19 protein-coding genes and 1 pseudogene are annotated in these 17,633 nt (G+C 45.0%); 3 read left to right on the forward strand and 17 right to left on the reverse strand.

The features are described from left to right. Nucleotides 1–91: 91 nt before the first annotated feature. Nucleotides 92–820, reverse strand: a pseudogene (locus tag IM473_RS18525) (RRXRR domain-containing protein); the annotation flags it as partial. A gap of 299 nt (nucleotides 821–1,119) precedes the next feature. On the opposite strand from IM473_RS18525, the gene IM473_RS18530 reads away from it, so the two are divergent. Next, nucleotides 1,120–1,533 carry a GAF domain-containing protein gene (locus tag IM473_RS18530; RefSeq protein WP_287660178.1) on the forward strand — a complete coding sequence of 138 codons (414 nt, stop codon included), beginning with the start codon at nucleotides 1,120–1,122 and terminating at the stop codon, nucleotides 1,531–1,533. Here IM473_RS18530 and IM473_RS18535 read toward each other — a convergent pair. Both IM473_RS18535 and IM473_RS18540 read right to left on the reverse strand, forming a co-directional pair. Continuing rightward, on the reverse strand, nucleotides 1,530–2,300 hold the full coding sequence (locus tag IM473_RS18535; RefSeq protein WP_287660179.1) for an FkbM family methyltransferase: 771 nt from the start codon (nucleotides 2,298–2,300) through the stop codon (nucleotides 1,530–1,532). The genes IM473_RS18530 and IM473_RS18535 overlap by 4 nt on opposite strands. A gap of 109 nt (nucleotides 2,301–2,409) precedes the next feature. Beyond that, nucleotides 2,410–3,603, reverse strand: coding sequence for an NAD(P)/FAD-dependent oxidoreductase (locus tag IM473_RS18540; protein ID WP_287660180.1), 1,194 nt, complete (start codon nucleotides 3,601–3,603; stop codon nucleotides 2,410–2,412). 734 nt (nucleotides 3,604–4,337) lie between these two features. On the opposite strand from IM473_RS18540, the gene IM473_RS18545 reads away from it, so the two are divergent. After that, nucleotides 4,338–4,688 carry a hypothetical protein gene (locus tag IM473_RS18545; protein WP_002800077.1) on the forward strand — a complete coding sequence of 117 codons (351 nt, stop codon included), beginning with the start codon at nucleotides 4,338–4,340 and terminating at the stop codon, nucleotides 4,686–4,688. On the opposite strand, the gene IM473_RS18550 is transcribed toward IM473_RS18545, so the two are convergent. From IM473_RS18550 to IM473_RS18615, 14 genes are all read right to left on the reverse strand, one after another. Continuing rightward, complete coding sequence (locus IM473_RS18550) at nucleotides 4,689–5,258, reverse strand: ExbD/TolR family protein (RefSeq protein WP_287660181.1); 570 nt, start codon at nucleotides 5,256–5,258, stop codon at nucleotides 4,689–4,691. It lies immediately after the preceding gene. 18 nt (nucleotides 5,259–5,276) lie between these two features. Next, complete coding sequence (locus IM473_RS18555; protein ID WP_002800075.1) at nucleotides 5,277–5,915, reverse strand: MotA/TolQ/ExbB proton channel family protein; 639 nt, start codon at nucleotides 5,913–5,915, stop codon at nucleotides 5,277–5,279. A 387-nt stretch (nucleotides 5,916–6,302) separates the two neighbouring features. Continuing rightward, complete coding sequence (locus IM473_RS18560) at nucleotides 6,303–7,250, reverse strand: F0F1 ATP synthase subunit gamma (protein WP_002800073.1); 948 nt, start codon at nucleotides 7,248–7,250, stop codon at nucleotides 6,303–6,305. A gap of 244 nt (nucleotides 7,251–7,494) precedes the next feature. Then, a complete protein-coding gene (gene atpA / locus IM473_RS18565; protein ID WP_002795849.1) occupies nucleotides 7,495–9,003 on the reverse strand; it encodes a F0F1 ATP synthase subunit alpha in 1,509 nt (502 codons plus the stop codon). A gap of 68 nt (nucleotides 9,004–9,071) precedes the next feature. Further along, nucleotides 9,072–9,620, reverse strand: a complete 549-nt coding sequence (gene atpH, locus IM473_RS18570) for an ATP synthase F1 subunit delta (RefSeq protein WP_287660183.1) — start codon at nucleotides 9,618–9,620, stop codon at nucleotides 9,072–9,074. Then, nucleotides 9,621–10,163, reverse strand: coding sequence for a F0F1 ATP synthase subunit B (locus IM473_RS18575; protein WP_287660184.1), 543 nt, complete (start codon nucleotides 10,161–10,163; stop codon nucleotides 9,621–9,623). Between the two features lie 126 nt (nucleotides 10,164–10,289). Continuing rightward, complete coding sequence (locus IM473_RS18580; RefSeq protein WP_002740070.1) at nucleotides 10,290–10,721, reverse strand: F0F1 ATP synthase subunit B'; 432 nt, start codon at nucleotides 10,719–10,721, stop codon at nucleotides 10,290–10,292. A 230-nt stretch (nucleotides 10,722–10,951) separates the two neighbouring features. Beyond that, nucleotides 10,952–11,197, reverse strand: a complete 246-nt coding sequence (gene atpE / locus IM473_RS18585; protein ID WP_002740068.1) for an ATP synthase F0 subunit C — start codon at nucleotides 11,195–11,197, stop codon at nucleotides 10,952–10,954. A gap of 230 nt (nucleotides 11,198–11,427) precedes the next feature. After that, complete coding sequence (gene atpB / locus IM473_RS18590) at nucleotides 11,428–12,177, reverse strand: F0F1 ATP synthase subunit A (protein ID WP_002739857.1); 750 nt, start codon at nucleotides 12,175–12,177, stop codon at nucleotides 11,428–11,430. Nucleotides 12,178–12,235: 58 nt separating this feature from the next. Beyond that, nucleotides 12,236–12,598, reverse strand: coding sequence for an ATP synthase subunit I (locus tag IM473_RS18595; protein WP_002739749.1), 363 nt, complete (start codon nucleotides 12,596–12,598; stop codon nucleotides 12,236–12,238). A gap of 399 nt (nucleotides 12,599–12,997) precedes the next feature. Continuing rightward, nucleotides 12,998–13,786 carry an ion transporter gene (locus IM473_RS18600; RefSeq protein ID WP_287660185.1) on the reverse strand — a complete coding sequence of 263 codons (789 nt, stop codon included), beginning with the start codon at nucleotides 13,784–13,786 and terminating at the stop codon, nucleotides 12,998–13,000. Nucleotides 13,787–13,906: 120 nt separating this feature from the next. Then, nucleotides 13,907–14,824: an NAD(+) kinase gene (locus IM473_RS18605; RefSeq protein WP_002779855.1), complete on the reverse strand. Its 918-nt coding sequence runs from the start codon at nucleotides 14,822–14,824 to the stop codon at nucleotides 13,907–13,909. A 23-nt stretch (nucleotides 14,825–14,847) separates the two neighbouring features. After that, nucleotides 14,848–15,825 carry an SDR family oxidoreductase gene (locus IM473_RS18610; RefSeq protein WP_104397597.1) on the reverse strand — a complete coding sequence of 326 codons (978 nt, stop codon included), beginning with the start codon at nucleotides 15,823–15,825 and terminating at the stop codon, nucleotides 14,848–14,850. A 61-nt stretch (nucleotides 15,826–15,886) separates the two neighbouring features. Next, nucleotides 15,887–16,777 (reverse strand): S66 peptidase family protein, encoded by an 891-nt coding sequence (locus IM473_RS18615; protein ID WP_287660186.1) that lies wholly within the window; start codon nucleotides 16,775–16,777, stop codon nucleotides 15,887–15,889. A gap of 58 nt (nucleotides 16,778–16,835) precedes the next feature. On the opposite strand from IM473_RS18615, the gene IM473_RS18620 reads away from it, so the two are divergent. Continuing rightward, the coding region (locus tag IM473_RS18620; protein WP_287660187.1) for an Rpn family recombination-promoting nuclease/putative transposase at nucleotides 16,836–17,633 on the forward strand (798 nt) is incomplete at its 3' end.

Consider the following 17,633-nt stretch of genomic DNA (forward strand, 5'->3'; position numbering starts at 1 on the left):
TTGTCCCTAAAACTGGTTTCTAGCAAGGCTTTCAAAATAGCTTGACATAAAACCTGATTTAGGGGTTACAAAGGTGAGATGCTCCCTCCCTCTTAGCAATGCCATCCTTAGCATGACTTTCTGGTGATTGTTCTGCTTTATTTTTGGACTTTTCTAGTCGCAAATATTTTCTGAGATTAGAGGTTTGCCAACCAAAGCGAGTATGGACTTTTGCCAATTGAGATAGTTGCTCAATCGCCCATTTCTGTCCGACCATAACCGACGAGAAACCTTTTCCAGACTTAGCTCCTTTTCTACCAGAAGTTAGATCAATATCGGCTTTGATGTACTCAAAGTAAATATCGGTAATTGGATAGATTTTGGTTAGTTCGGAAACGACTCGAAGTTCAAGTTGACGATTAGCTCTGATTGAGGGAGCTAATTTTCCTTGTCTTCTATTTGAGAATCGTTTTTGTCGATGCGCTCTTAGATTAAAAGGAAGTTGGCGGTTAATCCGTCTTCCTCTACGTCCTTTTCGCATTAACCGTCTATTGTCCATGCGCTCTTTTACTCGTTTAAAAGGAAGTTCTAAGTGAGCCTTCCAAAGAGTAAAAAGAGAGGATTGAACACCAATTCCAGAGAATAATTTCCCCTGGTCAATACCAATAGCAATCGGTTGGGTTTTACTATCGGAAGGTTCATCGATTAGCTGGACATAGAAAATACCTAAGTCGTTGAATTTGCCGATAGCTTTTCCTTCTTTAATCCACCGTCTAGCCCGACTGGGTTTGGTGGGCATCAACGGGTTTCCGTCTTTTGAGATAACAGGAACTCTTGCCATGGAGATAATCCTTAAGAGTAAAGTTAAAGTCCCTTCCCGCAACACAATCAAGATGTCTTGTCTAACAACGCTTTACCAATAAAGCTGAGAGGGAATCCGAACTAGGGAAGTATTCGGAGGTCTGTGCCAGATTGTGTCTCGATGCGGTAGTCTCTACTTGCGTCGCCTAAATTGGTTTAGGCAAGCTCCGTCCCTTTTAGGGCGGGGTTAGTGACTTCAGTTCACAAACTATAGACTAAAGTTAATGAATTGCTGTTTTTTTGAGTATAACACTCTATTTCCTCAACCCCTAACCCATTATGGAAAAATTAACTAATCTCGATCGCATTGCTGAAGAAATTTTAGGTTTAATTCCAACAGAAACGGTTATCATTGCCGAATTTGACGGTGATAGTATTTATTATCGCGCGGGTGCGGGTAAAAACAGCCAGGCAATTGTCGGCAAAAGGGGTGATATTGCCACGTCGGGATTGTGTACGGTGGTTTACCAGAATAGTTGTCCGGTGGTGGTAGGACAAACTCTAGGAGATAATCGCATTCGTCAGGATATAGCGGTGGCTTTGGGGATAAAAACGGCTTTAGCTGTGCCAATTAGGGTTAATAATCAGTTATTTGGTGCAGTAATACTTTTAAATCGTCTCGATGGTCAGGAATTGACCGATCGAGATAGTTTATTAGTGGAGGAATATCTTTGTTCTTGGCCAGATTCTTAGTAAAAGCGATTTTTGATCAGATTGGCATTGACGAATAAAGCGTTACAGTAAATTAGTCCTTCATAGGGATAGGGAGACCAATAGGATAAATCGTATAGACCATTAAAACGAAAGCCTTGTTGATACAATTGGTCGTAAATTTTGGTAAAAAATGTATGGCGAAAATCGGAGGGACGAAACCCAACTTCTGAAAGAATCATGGCAATTTTTCTTTCTTCTAGAAAATTGGTTGCTCCGGCTAAAACCTGTAGCTCATAACCCTCTGTATCCATTTTAAGCAGGTCTATCCTATCTATCCCCTGATCTTGACAAAAATTATCTAAGCTATCAATTGTAATTGTTTCTGTTTTGTCGGTGGATTGGCCTTGATTCTCCCCTACGGGCCGGTTTAAGGCCTCGCTGAGGGAGTTTTGTTGAGAATTAGAGTTTAAAATAATTGTTTTTTCTGAAGGTTGCTCGCCTAAAGCGATCGGAAAACAGCGAATTCGCTGATTATCAGCAAATTTTTGAGATAATTGGGTAAAAGTTTCCTTGATTGGCTCGAAACAAAGAATATCAGCTTGAGGAAATTTTTGATGAAAGTAACTGCCTGTTTGTCCAATATTGGCCCCGACATCAAAAATAATCTTTGGTTGCTGGTGATGACAAATTCTTTCTATATCTGAGGCCACATCCCAACCAGCAGGGAAGGAATCGGGGGAAACTTTCTTGTAAGTCTCAAGACTCAATTCATGAATCAAATTTTTCAGCCAGCTTTTAATGCTCATAATTGTTTTGTAAATTAGGAGGGTAATTGATACAGTCAATATAGCAATCGAAGGGACAAGTAACTAGAGTAAAAAAAGTCACTTTAATTATCCTCTGTCCCTGCAACTGTTACTCAGAAATGAGGGATAGAAGCGGTTGGGTAATCCAGTTGAATGCTACGGCGATTTGATGGTTAAGGGTGGGCAGACGGTAGAGATAGACTAAGCGACGGGTAAGATGGGCAAGGGGACCGGCTAATTCTAGTCCTAAACCGCTAATAGTAGCTTCATCGACTCCGAGGGTCAACATTTCGCCTAAAGGTTGATAACGGAAGGGTAAAGCCGGTTTATCGTGGAAACTCGCCCAAATATTCCAAGCGCAGTAGTCGGACTGTTGAAGGGCCACTTGGGCCGTGGCAGCGTATGGTTTATCGTCTTGGTCGCGACTATCGGCCGCATCGCCGATCGCGTAGATGCTGGGGTTTTCGACAGTTTGTAAATATTGATTAACTTTTAGTAATTTGCGCTCACTATGTGATATTGGCAAATTAGCGAGCAGTGGGGAGGCGATCGGGCTAACGGTCCAGAGAATTAGATCAACGGGGATATTGTCGATCTGTCCTTTGTAGTCAAGGGAGAGGCGATCCGCTTGGATATCGGCGACGGTGGTTTCGAGGTCTAACCAAACCAGACGTTTTTCTAGGGCTTTTTTGGCGGTGTCGCGGTTAAATTGGGTTGAAGGGCCGAGTATATCGCTATTTCTTTCGATCAGACGAATTCTTCCCCTTTCTCCGAGACGATCGGCCAGCTTACAGGCTAATTCTACGCCGCTATAACCGCCCCCGATAATGGCGACCCGGATTTTATCGCGATCGGATTGTTCTAGGGTTTTGAGTCGATCCCGAAGACGATAGGCATCCTCGAGACTACGAAAGGGGATAGCGTGGGTTCTGGCCCCGGGTAGGAAGTCAAGGGAAGATTGACCACCGAGGGCGATGACGAGGCGGTCATAGCATATATCGTTTTGATTGTCAAGGGTTATTTTATGATTATTAACATTGATCGCCGTGACGGTTCCCTGTTGGAAGTCAACGGGGGTATTAGCGAGCAATTCGCTGAAAGGGGGAGCAATTTCCCAGGATTGCAGTTCTGAGGTGACTAATTCGTAGAGAAGGGGAGAAAATAAAAAGCGATCGTTTTTATCAATTAAGGTAATTTGGGGGGTGTGTTGATCGGTCCAAGGCAATTGACTCAAACGTAAAGCAGTATAGAGTCCACCAAAACCACCACCGAGAATACAAATTTTTGGGCTTGAGTCAGTCATAAGTAGTCGTGCAAAATAAATTTCCTAGTGAAGATAGGCAAGAGGCAATAGGCAAGAGGCAAAAGCTTTATCGAGATGTGTAATTAATTTTGCTTAGGTACTTATCGATCGCTGAGGGTTTTGTTTCTTATTTTGACACTCCCTGCCGTGAAATGGACGGGGAACCTGAAACCCAAATTTTCGGTAAAGCAAGGAAAGAAAAATAGTTTTTATTTATCTACCCAGCCAAATCGTCAGCAAAGCCACAATTGTAGCCAGAAAAAGGATATGATTCATCCAATCGTCGAAAGACCAATTTTTAAACATAATTAGGGTTTGCTGAATAAATTTGAAATGTAGGCAAAGTAAAGGTTTTGGGGCTTTTCTCGCGAAACAGGTGCAAGATTTTGAGAGAATCGTCGTTCAAAACCTTGCGTCTTCATCGGCCCGCGTCCTGTAGGGGCGAAGCATTCGGACAATAACCTATCGGTGAAAAGGTAGATTTTCTATCCGAATGCTTCGCCCGTACTTATTCAGCAAACCCTAATTAGTTCCTTAAAATCGAGGCTTACTGCTCAACAGCTTACCTTAATTTCTAATAGAAGTGCTATCGGGTGCAGCCGGTTGACCGGGGCAATATGTTGAGATTAGTTAAGGGCAGTAAAGGGATCGTTAAATCAATCATAAATTGTTATAGTCCATCTCCTCCAGAGCCTAGCATAGAGGGGAAGCCTCCTTAATCCCTAGGTAATTGCATGAATGGACTACAACAACAGATTATCAGTCTTGATCGGAAAGTCGATCGTCTACAGGATATTGTCGAAAGCCTCGGCCAGCAAATTGCTATCCTAGCCAAGGATAAATCGAGTCATTCCCTGCGAGAATCCCTGGACATGGTTGGTTTTTCCGAGTTATCGGATAATAGCCTCTACGATCATAAAGATATTCTCCGGGATCACGGTGGCAAACAGGCCCCGGCTGTCAATGGCGATAATTCTTTTGCCGATGAAATCCAAATTCGCCGATTGACGGCACAATTGACGGCGGCTTACAATCGCATTGCAGCTCTCGAAGAACAATTACTCAGCTATCGCATCCATTCCTAGTTAATTTCTGCCCAGAGGATTGGGTAAACCGGGTAAGGTAGGATTAGTCGGCAAATTGGGCAAAGGATTGCTATTTTCCATGGTGGGATTGTTAGCCTCCCCCGATAGAGTCGCTAAAGCCACGCGATCGCCGCCCACCTGTCGCAGTAGATCTAAAACCCCAACCACTTCGTTATAACTGGCATTTCTGGAGGCATTCAGTACCATCAGTCCATTGGGACTATATTGATGATAATTCTTGATTGCCTCGAATAACTGGAGGCGAGTCACCATCTGTTTTTCGACGTAGAGTTGTCCGAAATCATCGAGACTAACCACCAACATTTCCCGCATCGGGGTGGTAGCGGTACTAGCTTTCGGTAAATCAAGACTGATAGCCTGTTGGCGAGACAATCCCACTGCACCGAGAATAAAGAAGGTAAGAATACAGAAAATTACATCAATCAAGGGAATGATATTAACCTGCACATCCTCTTGAATGCGGTGTTGATCATGCCATAATTTGAGCGGACGAGCCGTAATATGGCTACTTTTTGGCTTTTTGTGGTTAAGAGATTTAGTTTCGGCCATGGGTGATTAGGGAGAGATTTAGCGATCGAGAGGTTTTTCTAGGTTAGCACTGAGGGAGTATTGTTGGTCTTCTCCATCTAGCCAACGTTGACGGTAGATAATTTCTAAATCACTGCCAGCCTTGCGAAAAATTCGGGCTTGATTGAACCAAAGTCCTTGAAAAATGCGATAGAAAGCGAGGCTAAAAATAGCGACAATTAAGCCTGTAGCAGTGGAAATTAAAGCTTCACTAATACCTAAAGTTACTCCTGCCGTCGAGGAAGTTCCCAGGTCACTCAGTTGAATATTGGCCAAAGAGGTAATTAAACCGAGTACCGTTCCTAATAATCCTAGCAGGGGAGAAAGGGCGATGACTGCCTCAAGGATTTTATCGCCCCGTTTCATTAGAGATAATTGTTCATCGGCAGCTGACTCGAGGGCAAAGTGAAAAACCTCTGGATCTGGATTTTCTAAGCGCAGGGGAGCATAAAGATAGCTACCGATGGGGTGATTGCGGGAATCCCTAGCGACTTTTGCGGCCAAATCCCAGTTACGGATGGCGGATTCCATAATGCGATTTAAAATCTGACCCTCACTCAGGAGGGTGCGACTCCAAAACCAAATTCGTTCGATAATAGTGCTAAGAGCTAAAATAGACAGAAAAAGCAGCGGCCACATAGCCACTCCGCCTTTTTGGATTAAATCAGTTATACTCACGAGTTGTTTTGTCCCTCCAATACCGGGCGATCGGGTAATGATTATAGTTTAAGGATTATAGTTTAAGATTTAGCTTAATCGATTGACATTTATAGTTCTTCCGCTGACTTACAATACAGGATGAGATGGGGCTTTTCAAGAGGCCCGAAGATGTCAAAAAAGGCATTAGGGATTGCCCCGACTCTATTTGAAGCTAATTCTGGCCTGAGAAGTCTAAACCACGGCTATCTGGGGTTTGCCGAAAAGGTTTTTCGTGGGGCAGGGTGTGGGATTTTACGCCAGCTACTATAAAAAAAGGAGTGAAAATAATCACTCCTACTGATAATTAAAAGAAAAACTGGCTTAAACCTAGAGAGCATTGGCTCCCGCTACTACTTCTAACAATTCTTGCGTAATAGCGGCTTGACGCGCTTTGTTGTAGGTACGGCTTAAAGTGCCAATTAACTCGCTGGCGTTCTCGCTGGCGTTACTCATCGCTGTCATCCGGGCTGCTAATTCACTCGCTGCCGATTCCTGGAGAGCGCGCAGTAATTGGTTATTTAAGTACAAAGGCAGGAGAGAATCGAGGATTTGGACGGGATTCTGCTCAAAAATCATGTCTTGGGGAAAAACCTGCGCCGGTTGGCTGGCCATTTTTTCCCGTTGTACCTTAAATTTTCCCTCTTTAGTCACCAAACGGAAAATCTCGTCATCCTGTACCGCTAAACCTTGGGTAGTTAAAGGTAACAGGGTTTGAATCACCGGAGTGGCACTGATCAGGGAGATAAAACGAGTATAAATTAACTCGACGCGATCGACTGTTTCCGATAAAAATAAGGAAAGCAATTCATCCCCAATAGTGCCAGCTTCATCGGCAGTGGGAATCTGTTCGAGGTTAATAAATTTAGCGGCAATGGGAGCATTGCGGCGCTCGAAATACTGTGCCGCTTTTCGGCCGGCAACCACTAATTGATAGTTAATCCCTTGCTCTTTTAATTCATTCATCCGTTGTTCGGCACGACGGATGACGTTAGTATTATAACCGCCACAAAGACCTCGATCGCCTGTGACTACTAACAGAGCCACGGTTTTTACTTCCCGTTGGGCCAGCAGGGGTAAATTAACATCACTAAAGGCCAAACGACCTTGGAGATTATAGAGTACCTGAGCGAGGGCATCGGCAAAAGGACGGGTACAGAGAACTTGTTCTTGGGCGCGGCGCACTTTTGCGGCCGCCACCAGACGCATGGCCTCGGTAATTTTTTTGGTATTTTTGACCGATTGAATTTGGTCGCGAATCGCTTTGAGATTAGGCATAATTCAGTTATCAGTTATCAGTTATCAGTCATCAGTCATCAGTCATCAGTTATCAGTTATCAGTTATCAGTTATCAGTTATCAGATTGGAGTTTTAAGTGAGCAGTATGTGTTAAGTGAGCAGTATTAAATAGCAGTTTACCGCTCACTGTTTACCGCTCACTGTTTACTGATCACTGTTTACTGATCACTGTTTACTGGTCACTGATAACTGAAAAGGCTGACAGCTTAAAGCTCACAGAAGTTTACTTGAAAGCCTGTTTGTACTCATTGATGCCATCTTTGAGCAGGCCTTCCGCTTCGTCGTTGAGTTGTTTTTCAGTGCTGACGATCTCAACGTAGCGAGGTTTGCTGGTTTTCAGGTATTCGCGTAAACCGGCGCAGAAATCGATAACTTTATCGGTGGCGATATCGTCGAGATAACCGTTTAAACCGGCATAAACCACTGCGACCTGTTCCCAAACGGAGAGGGGGAAGTTTTGGGGTTGTTTGAGGATTTGACGCAGACGTTGACCGCGAGCCAGTTGTGCTTGGGTTGCCGCATCAAGGTCAGAAGCGAATTGAGCAAAAGCTTCTAATTCGTCAAACTGGGCTAATTCCAGTTTTAATTTACCGGCAACTTTCTTCATCGCTTTCGTTTGGGCTGCCGAACCCACGCGGGATACGGAAATACCAGCGTTAATAGCGGGACGGAAACCAGCGTTAAAGAGGTCGGTGGAGAGGAAGATCTGACCGTCAGTAATCGAAATTACATTGGTGGGAATGTAGGCAGAAACGTCACCGGCCTGGGTTTCGATAATCGGCAGGGCGGTCATGCTACCACCACCGAGGGCATCGCTGAGTTTAGCGGCACGCTCTAGTAAACGGGAGTGGAGATAGAAAACGTCGCCGGGGTAAGCTTCACGACCGGGAGGACGACGCATGAGCAGAGATAGCTGACGATAAGCTTGAGCCTGTTTGGTGAGGTCATCGTAGATAACTAGGGTTGCTTTGCCTTTATACATGAAGTATTCGGCGATCGAAGCTCCGGTGTAGGGGGCGATATACTGGAGGGTGGCGGGGTCGTTAGCGTTAGCGGCCACCACCACGGTGTAATCCATGGCGCCTCTTTGGGTGAGGGTGTCGATTACTTGGGCGACGGTGGAGGCTTTTTGACCGATGGCGACATAGACACAGATCACGTCTTCGCTTTTCTGGTTAATGATTGTGTCAATGGCGATCGCTGTTTTCCCAGTTTTTCTGTCACCGATAATTAACTCCCGTTGACCACGACCGACGGGAATCATGGCATCGATAGCGGTAATGCCGGTTTGCATCGGTTCACAGACGGATTTGCGAGCGACAATACCGGGGGCGGGGGATTCCACCAGACGGGTTTCGCTGGCGAGTATGTCTCCTTTACCGTCGATGGGACGACCGAGGGCATCAACCACGCGGCCGACTAAGGCTTCACCCACGGGAACCTGAGCGATTTTACCGGTAGCTTTCACCGTACCGCCTTCTTTAATCCCGAAACCGTCACCCATTAACACCGCGCCGACGTTATCTTCTTCGAGGTTAAGGGCGATGCCGACGGTTCCATCTTCAAATTCTAATAGTTCTCCCGACATGGCCTGTTGTAGGCCGTAGATGCGGGCAGTACCGTCACCCACTTGCAGGACGGTTCCCACGTTGGAGACCTGTACTTCTTGGTTATAGGATTCGATCTGTTGACGAATAATCGTGCTAATTTCGTCGGGTCTGATAGCTACCATAGTTTAATCTGGGAAAAAGTAAAAAATTAGGAGGTGAAAAAACGGCAAAAAAGGGAGATTAGATGACCTTAGCGCAGGGAGAGGCTGAGGCGTTGTAGTTGACCGCGAATGCTGGCATCAAAGACCTGAGAACCGACTTTGATCACCACACCACCGATGAGGCTGCCATCAACTTTGGTTTTCAGTTCGACCACATTTGCCCCGGTCAGGGTTTTCACTTTGTCGATGACGATTTGTTTTTGGCTATCGTTCAATTCGGTGGCCGAGGAAACTTCCGCTAAAACGGTGTTAGTCAGCACTCTAGCCAGGGTGAGATATTGTTGACAAACGGGTTCTAAAAATTGAATCCGACGTTTATCGACTAATAACATCATGAAGTTAGTTAAATAGGGATTGGCACTGCTCCCCATTACTTGGGAAAGAACGGCTTTTTTAGCTTCTTCTTTGATGACGGGATTGCCGATAAAAGCTCTTAGATCGGGGGCATTTGACCACATTTCTAAGAGGGATTTAATTTCGCCGCCAATCGCTTCTAATTGTCCGCTGCTTTGGGCGACGGAAAGTAATGCTTGGGCGTAGGGTTCGGCGATTTCTGAACTGATTAAACTTCCCTGCATCTATTTACCTCCTAGGTTGGCCAAACTGCGATCAATTAGGGTTTGTTGTACCGATTCTTCCAGGCCGGCGCTTAATTGGGATTCCACATTAGCTAAGGCTAAAGCGGTAATTCTTTGGCGTAATTCTACTAAAACGCGATCCTGTTCCGCCGAGAGATCTTTAGCGGCACTTTCGCGCATTCTTTGAATATCGAGTTCGGCTTGGGCGGCGATGTCGGCGGTGACAGTTTTAGCTCTAGATCGAGCGTTATTGATAATTTTTTCGGCCTCTTGTTTTGCCAGGGCGAGTTTTTTCTGTTCTTCGGCGAGGGCGGTAGCGGCAATATTTTTCCGGTTTTCAGCTTCGGCTAAAGCTTCAGCAATCTTCGACTGACGTTCTCCGAGGATTTGTCCGAGAACTTTGCGGCCGTAGAAGATGACTAAACCGAGCAGAATCGAGAGGTTAAATAGGTTAGTTCCTAGGATATCGGTGTTGATGCCGAATCCTTCTGCTGCCGCTTCCTTCGCCTCCGTGGCTAATAATAAAACTGTGTCGATGATCATGGTTATTGAGGGCGGGGAGTAGGTTATTCAGTTATCAGTTATCAGAGGTAAGTTATCAGTCTTCTAACTTCTGATGACTGAGTTCTATCTTTTTACTGATCACTTTTATTAACCAAGGGCTGGGGTTTAGCGAACGAGTTCGGGGCCGAGGAGTTTTTCGAGAATTTGACGGGAAAGAGAGGCCACTTGTCCTTCTAGAGAACGAAAGGCTTCTTCTTTCTGTTGGGCAATTTCGGCGGCGACGGCTTCTTTACGGGCGATCGCTTCTTTTTGGGCTGCGGCAACTCGTTCGCTGGCTAGTTTTTGGGCCTCAGCTTGCGCTTGGGCGATAATCTCTTGGGATTGTTTACGAGCCGAAGTTAATTGCAATTCGTACTCTTGTACCAGTGCTTCGGTTTTGGCTAGTTGTTCTTTGGCTCCGCCTTCCGTTTGCCGAATATACTCCGCCCGTTCATCTAAAACTTTACTGAGGGGTTTATAAAAAACGGCGTTCAGGATCACTGCCAAAAGAATAAACTGTAGTGCCATCACTGGCAGGGTGGCATCGAAATCAAACATTGATTTATTCCTGATAAATAGAAGCTATAGACAGGTTCAAAAAAGGAAGATGATCCCCCTGCTTTAAAAGTAAACAGTCAGGGGGAATCACTAAAATTCCCTTAATTAGCTATCAGCCTTCCGTCCCAAAAACCAGACTTTTTAGTTAGCTGCTTCGGCGTTTTTTTAGAGTTTTGAAAACTCGCCCGCCAAGCTGGGGACTGGGGGCTGATAGCCCACTGCTTTTTTAATTAGGCGAAGGGGTTAGCGAACAGTAAAACGAGAGCGATAACCAAGCCGTAGATGGTTAAGGATTCCATGAATGCCAAGCTGAGGAGAAGGGTACCACGAATTCTTCCTTCAGCTTCGGGTTGACGGGCGATACCGGAAACAGCTTCTCCAGAAGCAGTACCTTGACCAACACCGGGGCCGATAGCGGCTAAACCAACGGCGAGGGCGGCGGCGATAACGGAAGCGGCAGCTACTGTGGGGTTCATGGTGATTTTTTCCTCTATTTACTAATCAATTTCAATCTGTTGTTTACAGAGCGCGTTCTCAGCCGTAAAAAATGGCTGGTTTTCTGCTCAAAACTCCCGAAAGAGTTTTTGGGAAAGAACGATCCTGGAATTCAGTTGCTCATCCTGAATTCGACCAATAATTTCTTAGTTATTATCCTATTATTTGGACACTTTTTCCTAAGAAATTTTTCTGTTTTCGTCTCTCGCTTTTAAGCGTGTTCTTCTTCGTGTTCCGATTCCAGGGCCTCATGGATATAGGCCCCGGCAAGGGTGGCGAAGACAAGGGCCTGAATAGCGCTGGTAAATAAACCGAGAGCCATCAGGGGGAGGGGTACGACTAGGGGGACAAGGAAGACTAATACGGCCACTACCAACTCGTCCGCGAGGATGTTTCCGAAAAGACGGAAGCTGAGGGAGAGGGGTTTGGTAAAGTCTTCTAAAATTTTGATCGGTAATAGCACGGGAATCGGCTCTAGGTAGTGAGCGAAGTAACCGAGTCCTTTTTTACTGATGCCTGCGTAGAAGTAAGCGAGGGAAGTCAGTAGAGCTAACGCCACCGTGGTATTGATGTCGTTAGTGGGGGCGGCTAATTCTCCTTCGGGCAGTTCGATTAACTTCCAAGGAATCAAGGCCCCTAACCAGTTAGAAACGAAAATAAATAAAAATAGGGTGCCGATGAAGGGCAACCAGGGTCGATATTCCTTTTCTCCTAGCTGGTTTTTGGCTAAATCGCGCAGAAATTCGAGAACGTACTCCATGAGGTTTTGAATACCGCTAGGGACTTTCTGGATTTTGCGGGTAGCGGCGATCGAGGCGATGATTAAGATAGCGAAGACGATCCAGGAGACCGCGATCACTTGCCCGTGAATTTTTAGTCCGCCGATGTGCCAGTACCAGTGTTGTCCCACTTCCAGGGAAGCGAGGCTATAAAAATTAAGCACACTTAAACTGTCTAACATTTCTACCTTAGAGAGATTCGGGTTCGCAAATCAGGGTTATTTTTAACGGTCAAAGGGTTTAGGAATCGGCTTTCTGCTCCAGCTTGAAGATGGTTTGCAGAGTATAGACGATGATCGCCCCTTTATAGGTCAAAAAACCCAAAAAAACTGGCACTATGTGCAGTTCTTGCCAACGACTGGCGATGATGATTAGTCCAGCGAATAGGGCTAATCCTTTTTTGCCTACCCGATTTTTCGTTACCCCCAATTTTTCCACTTCCCCGGCCAGGAGTTTTAGGTAAACAACTCCCACCATTGCCCCTAATAGGTAATTAAGGGCAGTATTGAGGGAATAAAACAGCCACACGGGTATAAAGATCAGACCGCTTAAGATCAGGGTGGTGATCAGTAAAGTGTTTTGTAGTTGATAGTATTCCCGCATCGGATCTGACGGCGGGTTGGTTTCTGGGGTTGGGGGAGATTCGATCGATGGGTCAGACAAGGTACACCTAAATCAGCGATAGACTAATCTCAATATCTGGATTGCTTTCCGAGCTATGACGCTCAGGTGAGCCACAAGACATATTATCACGGCAGTGGCAACAATTATTAAGCAATTGTAAATTGTGATGATTCCGTCGGTCGTCGGGAGACTCCGAGACTCCAAGACTCCGAGACTTCGAGTCGGGAGATAGGGTGATAGGGATTTAGGGGTTTAGGGATTTAGGGAAATTTCAGCCAAATGCTCCACTTCCCCACTTCCCAATTCATAATTCATAATTCATAATTCCCCACACCCCACTTCCTCATCTCTCCACCCTACCTTTGGCCAGAATTAGTCTCAATCAGGTTTTTTTAAGAGTTTTGCGCCACAGTTTTTACAAAAATTGGCATCTATATCGTGACGGGGTAAACCACAATCTGGACAAGGATAATCAATTTGAGTGCCAGATTTTAATGTTTGTTTAGTCAGATCGCTAATTTGCAAGGGAATTAACAAAACTCCCGTTAAAATCATTAAAACTGTCAGCATTTTACCATTATCAGATAGGGGAGTTACATCCCCAAATCCCACGGTAGTCATAGTGACAACGGCGAAGTAAAAAGCATCAAAAAATGTCCGATAGACTTGGGGATTAATCGGGTGTTCGATCTGATAAATTAAGCCCGCATAGACAAAAATAATCGAAAATAGAGTTAATAATATGCGAGTAAATACTATCTGATCGGAAGTTTTAATTTGAAAAATAGAAAGATCGGAACCAAAAAAACGAATCACTCGCAAAATTCTAAACCAGCGAAAAATTCTAAAAAACCTAATATCAAAAAAACCAAAAAATAGGGGCAGAATTGATAATAAATCTAGGATAGAAAAAATATTAAAAACAAAGCCTAGTTTTGATTCCGCACACCAAAACCGAATTAAATACTCTAGGGAAAATAAGCTTAAAATTCCCCAATCAAGCTGACGTAACCACATTTGCCAAGTGGCGGATAAGGGATAGGTTTGAGCCACATAAATCCCCAAAGATAGTAAAATTAATGCCAAGATAAGCAGATTTACCGTCAGTCCGATCGCCGTGGTGACATCCTCTAAATAAAAAGCTATCTTGGCACGAAAAGAGAGCATAAATTCAGCTATCAGCCATTTAGGAGTCAGGAGATTTTTCAGTAAACAGTAACCAGTAATCAGTGAACTGAAAAATTATATCTGATAACTAATAACTAATAACTGATAACTGATAACTGATTAAGGTAATTCCACCGAAGTTGGTTTAGCAATATGAGGTAAACCCCAACCCAACTTTTCCCGGAGGATACGGAAGAATTCCGTCGATTGCAGACGAATAAAATGGACTTGGTGGGGCGATTTCTGCACATTAATTCGATCTTCTGGCAAGATATAAGAACCGCCATTACCGTCCACTACCATCACCATCCGATTAGCAGTTGCTGGAAAAATATTCACAGTTTCCTTGTCAGAAAATACCAAGGATCTGGAAGCTAAAGAATGGGGACAAATGGGGGCTAATTGTAATACCGGCACATCGGGAGTTATTACTGGGCCGCCGGCGCTGAGAGCATAGGCAGTAGAACCGGTAGGAGTGGAGAGAATCACCCCATCGGCAGCGATATCGACGGGTGCGTGTTCACCAATTTGAATCTCAAAATGACACATACTGGTGAGGGGTTCCCGGTGGACGACCACCTCATTGAGAGAAAGTGCCTCCCAGAGGAGGGTATCTTCGCGGAATAGTCGCACCGTGATCATCGAGCGATTTTCGATGGTGTAGTTCCCCTCTAAAACCTGCTCTAAGGCGGGTTCAAGCTGATTTAGGTAAATTTCGGTCAAAAAGCCCATGTGTCCCGTATTGACCGTTAACAGGGGCAAATTCAGGGTGGCCAACTGCCGGGCCGCTGATAGGACTGTACCATCGCCCCCCAACACGATCGCAAAACTTAAATCTTGCTCGAAGTGGGGGGGGACTAACTGATCGATCGGAGTAAAACAAACGGGACGAGAGGGTTTAGAATGGCCTAGCAGACCACCGCTGCCGGTAGCCATAAACACCTGCCAACCTAAAGAAAGTAGCTGATCTTGTATCTGATGGGCTGTTTTACAAGCGATAGGCTTAATATCGTTGTAAATAATGCCGATTTTGGGCATTGACAAATTTTCCTACTGCTGGTTCACGCTTTCTTTTTGAAAGGGGTTTTCTTCTTCTTCTGAGCTTTTTGTTTCTCGAAGTCGATTTCCTTGAGCTTCTTGAGAATGCGGCTAAAGTATTCTTGTAAATAGGATTCTAAAGTAGTTGTTTGACTCGGATCAAGGCCAAATACTTGATAAACTTCTGCCATGGGGGCATCAAGAGCTTGACCACTAGCGAGAACTTCCGCAAAAGCTAGTCTGTCAGATATATTATAGGTCCATTGGAAACAACGGCTTATTCCCCGCATAAAACGCAGTAATCCCATGGGTAAACGCCAAATTTTCCCCTCTTTACCCGATAAGCGTTCGCAAACTTCGATAATTTCTTCAGCTTTCCAAGCTTTGCTGCCGACCACGGGATAGGATTGACCGACGGTTTCGGGGACTTCTAAAGCGCGAACGGCGAATTTAGCGATATCTTGGGTGTCCATGTAGGCGATCGCCGTACTTTCCCCCGTGATCCAGACGGTTTGATTATCTAACATCGGGATGGCGTATTGACCGATTAAACCCTGCATAAAGCCACAGGGACGGAGAATTGTATATTTTAAACCCGATTCTGCTAGAAATTTCTCGGTACAGCGTTTTATCTCCATCAAAGGCACGTTGGGATATTTTTCGGCATTGAGAATCGAGAAGAAAATAAAGCGATCTACTCCGGCGGTTTTGGCTGCTTGAATCAGATTAACTTTACCATCCCAATCCACCTGTTTAATGCTGGCTGAGTCCGTCGCCCGGGCCGTAGCGGCATCGATCACCGCGTCCATTCCCTCTAAAGCAGGAATAATGGTACTTTTATCCCGCAGGGTTCCCCCGACCAATTCCGCGCCCCATTCCTTCAAAAAAGCCGCTTTTCTCTGACTGCGTACCAAACAACGCACTTGATGTCCCTGATCGATGGCATGACGCACGATCTGTCGCCCTAGGGTTCCCGTCGCACCGACAACTAATACTTTCATCTATAATTAATTTTTTGTTACATTTGTTAACACTTCTCTAAGATAGTATCAAAAAAGTGGATCATTCTGGATAGAAAAATTCTAAGATTCCCCGATCCCCGTCCAGTTCTACCATTGTTCCCACCGGTAAAGCGGCATTATCGCCATCATGACCGAAAGGTAACTCAGCAATAACCGCAATACCGAAATCGCCCAAACGCTCTTTTAAGACTTCCTCCACGCTTTGACTATCACTACCAGGGGCCGCCAGACAACGGCTAAAACGACCGAGAGCAATGCCTTTAATTTGGGAGAAAATGCCCAGCATTCGCCACTGAGTTAACATTCGATCGATCCGGTAGGGGGCCTCGGTTACGTCCTCTAGGGCTAAAATTACCCCCTCTAGGGTGGGTTGAACCGAGGTTCCGAGGAGATGGGTGGCTACGGTTAAATTAGCTGGTAATAAGCGTCCCCGCACTTTGCCCCCACCCCAACCTTGACCGACAAGAGGGGCTAAAGGACGACCTTCTAGGAGAGAAAAGAGGCGATCGATTGATTGGGGACTTTCTTGGGCTAAGGTGGTTAAAACTGGACCGTGAACGCTACAGATGCCCTGTTTCGCTAAACTCCATAAAATCCCCGTCACGTCGGAAAAACCGATTAACCATTTTGGGTTAGTTTTTGCCCATGTCCAATTTTCCAAGAGGCGAGCGCTACCGTAACCCCCCCTAGCGCAGAGAATTGCTTGACAATCGGGATCTTGCCATGCTTGGGCTAAAGCTTGACGACGTTGCTCGTCGCTACCGGCGAGATAACCGAGACGATTCGACCAATTATCGCTAAATTCCACTTGATAACCCCTCGATCGCCATATTTCTACGCCTTTTTCTAGGGCGGCTAATTCCTTGACGGCGCCACTGGTGGCCACCAGAGAAACTTTAGCACCGGGTTGCAGAAACGATGGGATGATCATAGGTTAATTCTCTTTTGTTGGCGGATTAAGCGGAAATTACAGGTAATTTTGTGACAGCATGAAAACTGACAGCATATTCTATCGAATGTTTCTCGATTTTCCCGATTCGTTCTTTGAATTAATCGCTCAACCCGATGTTATCGTAAGCAATTATCGATTTACTTCCCAAGAAGTCAAACAACTAGCTTTTCGATTGGATGGTTTATTTTTGCCGCTCGATAATCTGGAAAATTTGCCTTTTTATCTGGTAGAAGTGCAATTTCAAAAGGATGAAGACCTATATTATCGATTATTTTCGGAACTTTTCTTGTATCTTAGACAGTATAAACCTTTGTCACCCTGGCAGATAGTTGTTATTTATCCTAGTCGAGAAATTGAGCGAGAACATCCCCAGCAATTTGCAGATTTGTTATCCTTGGACAGGATTAAAAGAATCTATCTGGATGAATTGGCAAATGACGAGACTCCTTCCTTAGCGATCGCCCTGATCAAATTGGTTACGGAAAGCGAGAGTCAAGCTGTTAATTCTGCTAAGATTTTAATTAAACAGGCTCAAAGAGAAGTCAGCGATCGCTTAGTGCAGAGAAATGTCATTGATTTAATCGAAACGATAATCATTTATAAGTTACCCCAAAAAAGTCGAGAGGAAATAGAAGCTATGTTAGAACTACAAGACCTAAAACAAACTCGTTTCTATCAAGAAGCTTTTGGAGATGGAATTGAACAGGGAATTGAACAGGGAATAAACTTGCAAAAATTGAAAACAATTTCTCTACTGCAAGACCTCGGTTTAACCCCGCAACAAATCTCAGAACGCTTAGACTTAACTCTGGAAACAGTGCTTAACTATTTGGCA

This window comes from Microcystis sp. M015S2 (assembly GCF_020245945.1).
GTDB lineage: Bacteria > Cyanobacteriota > Cyanobacteriia > Cyanobacteriales > Microcystaceae > Microcystis.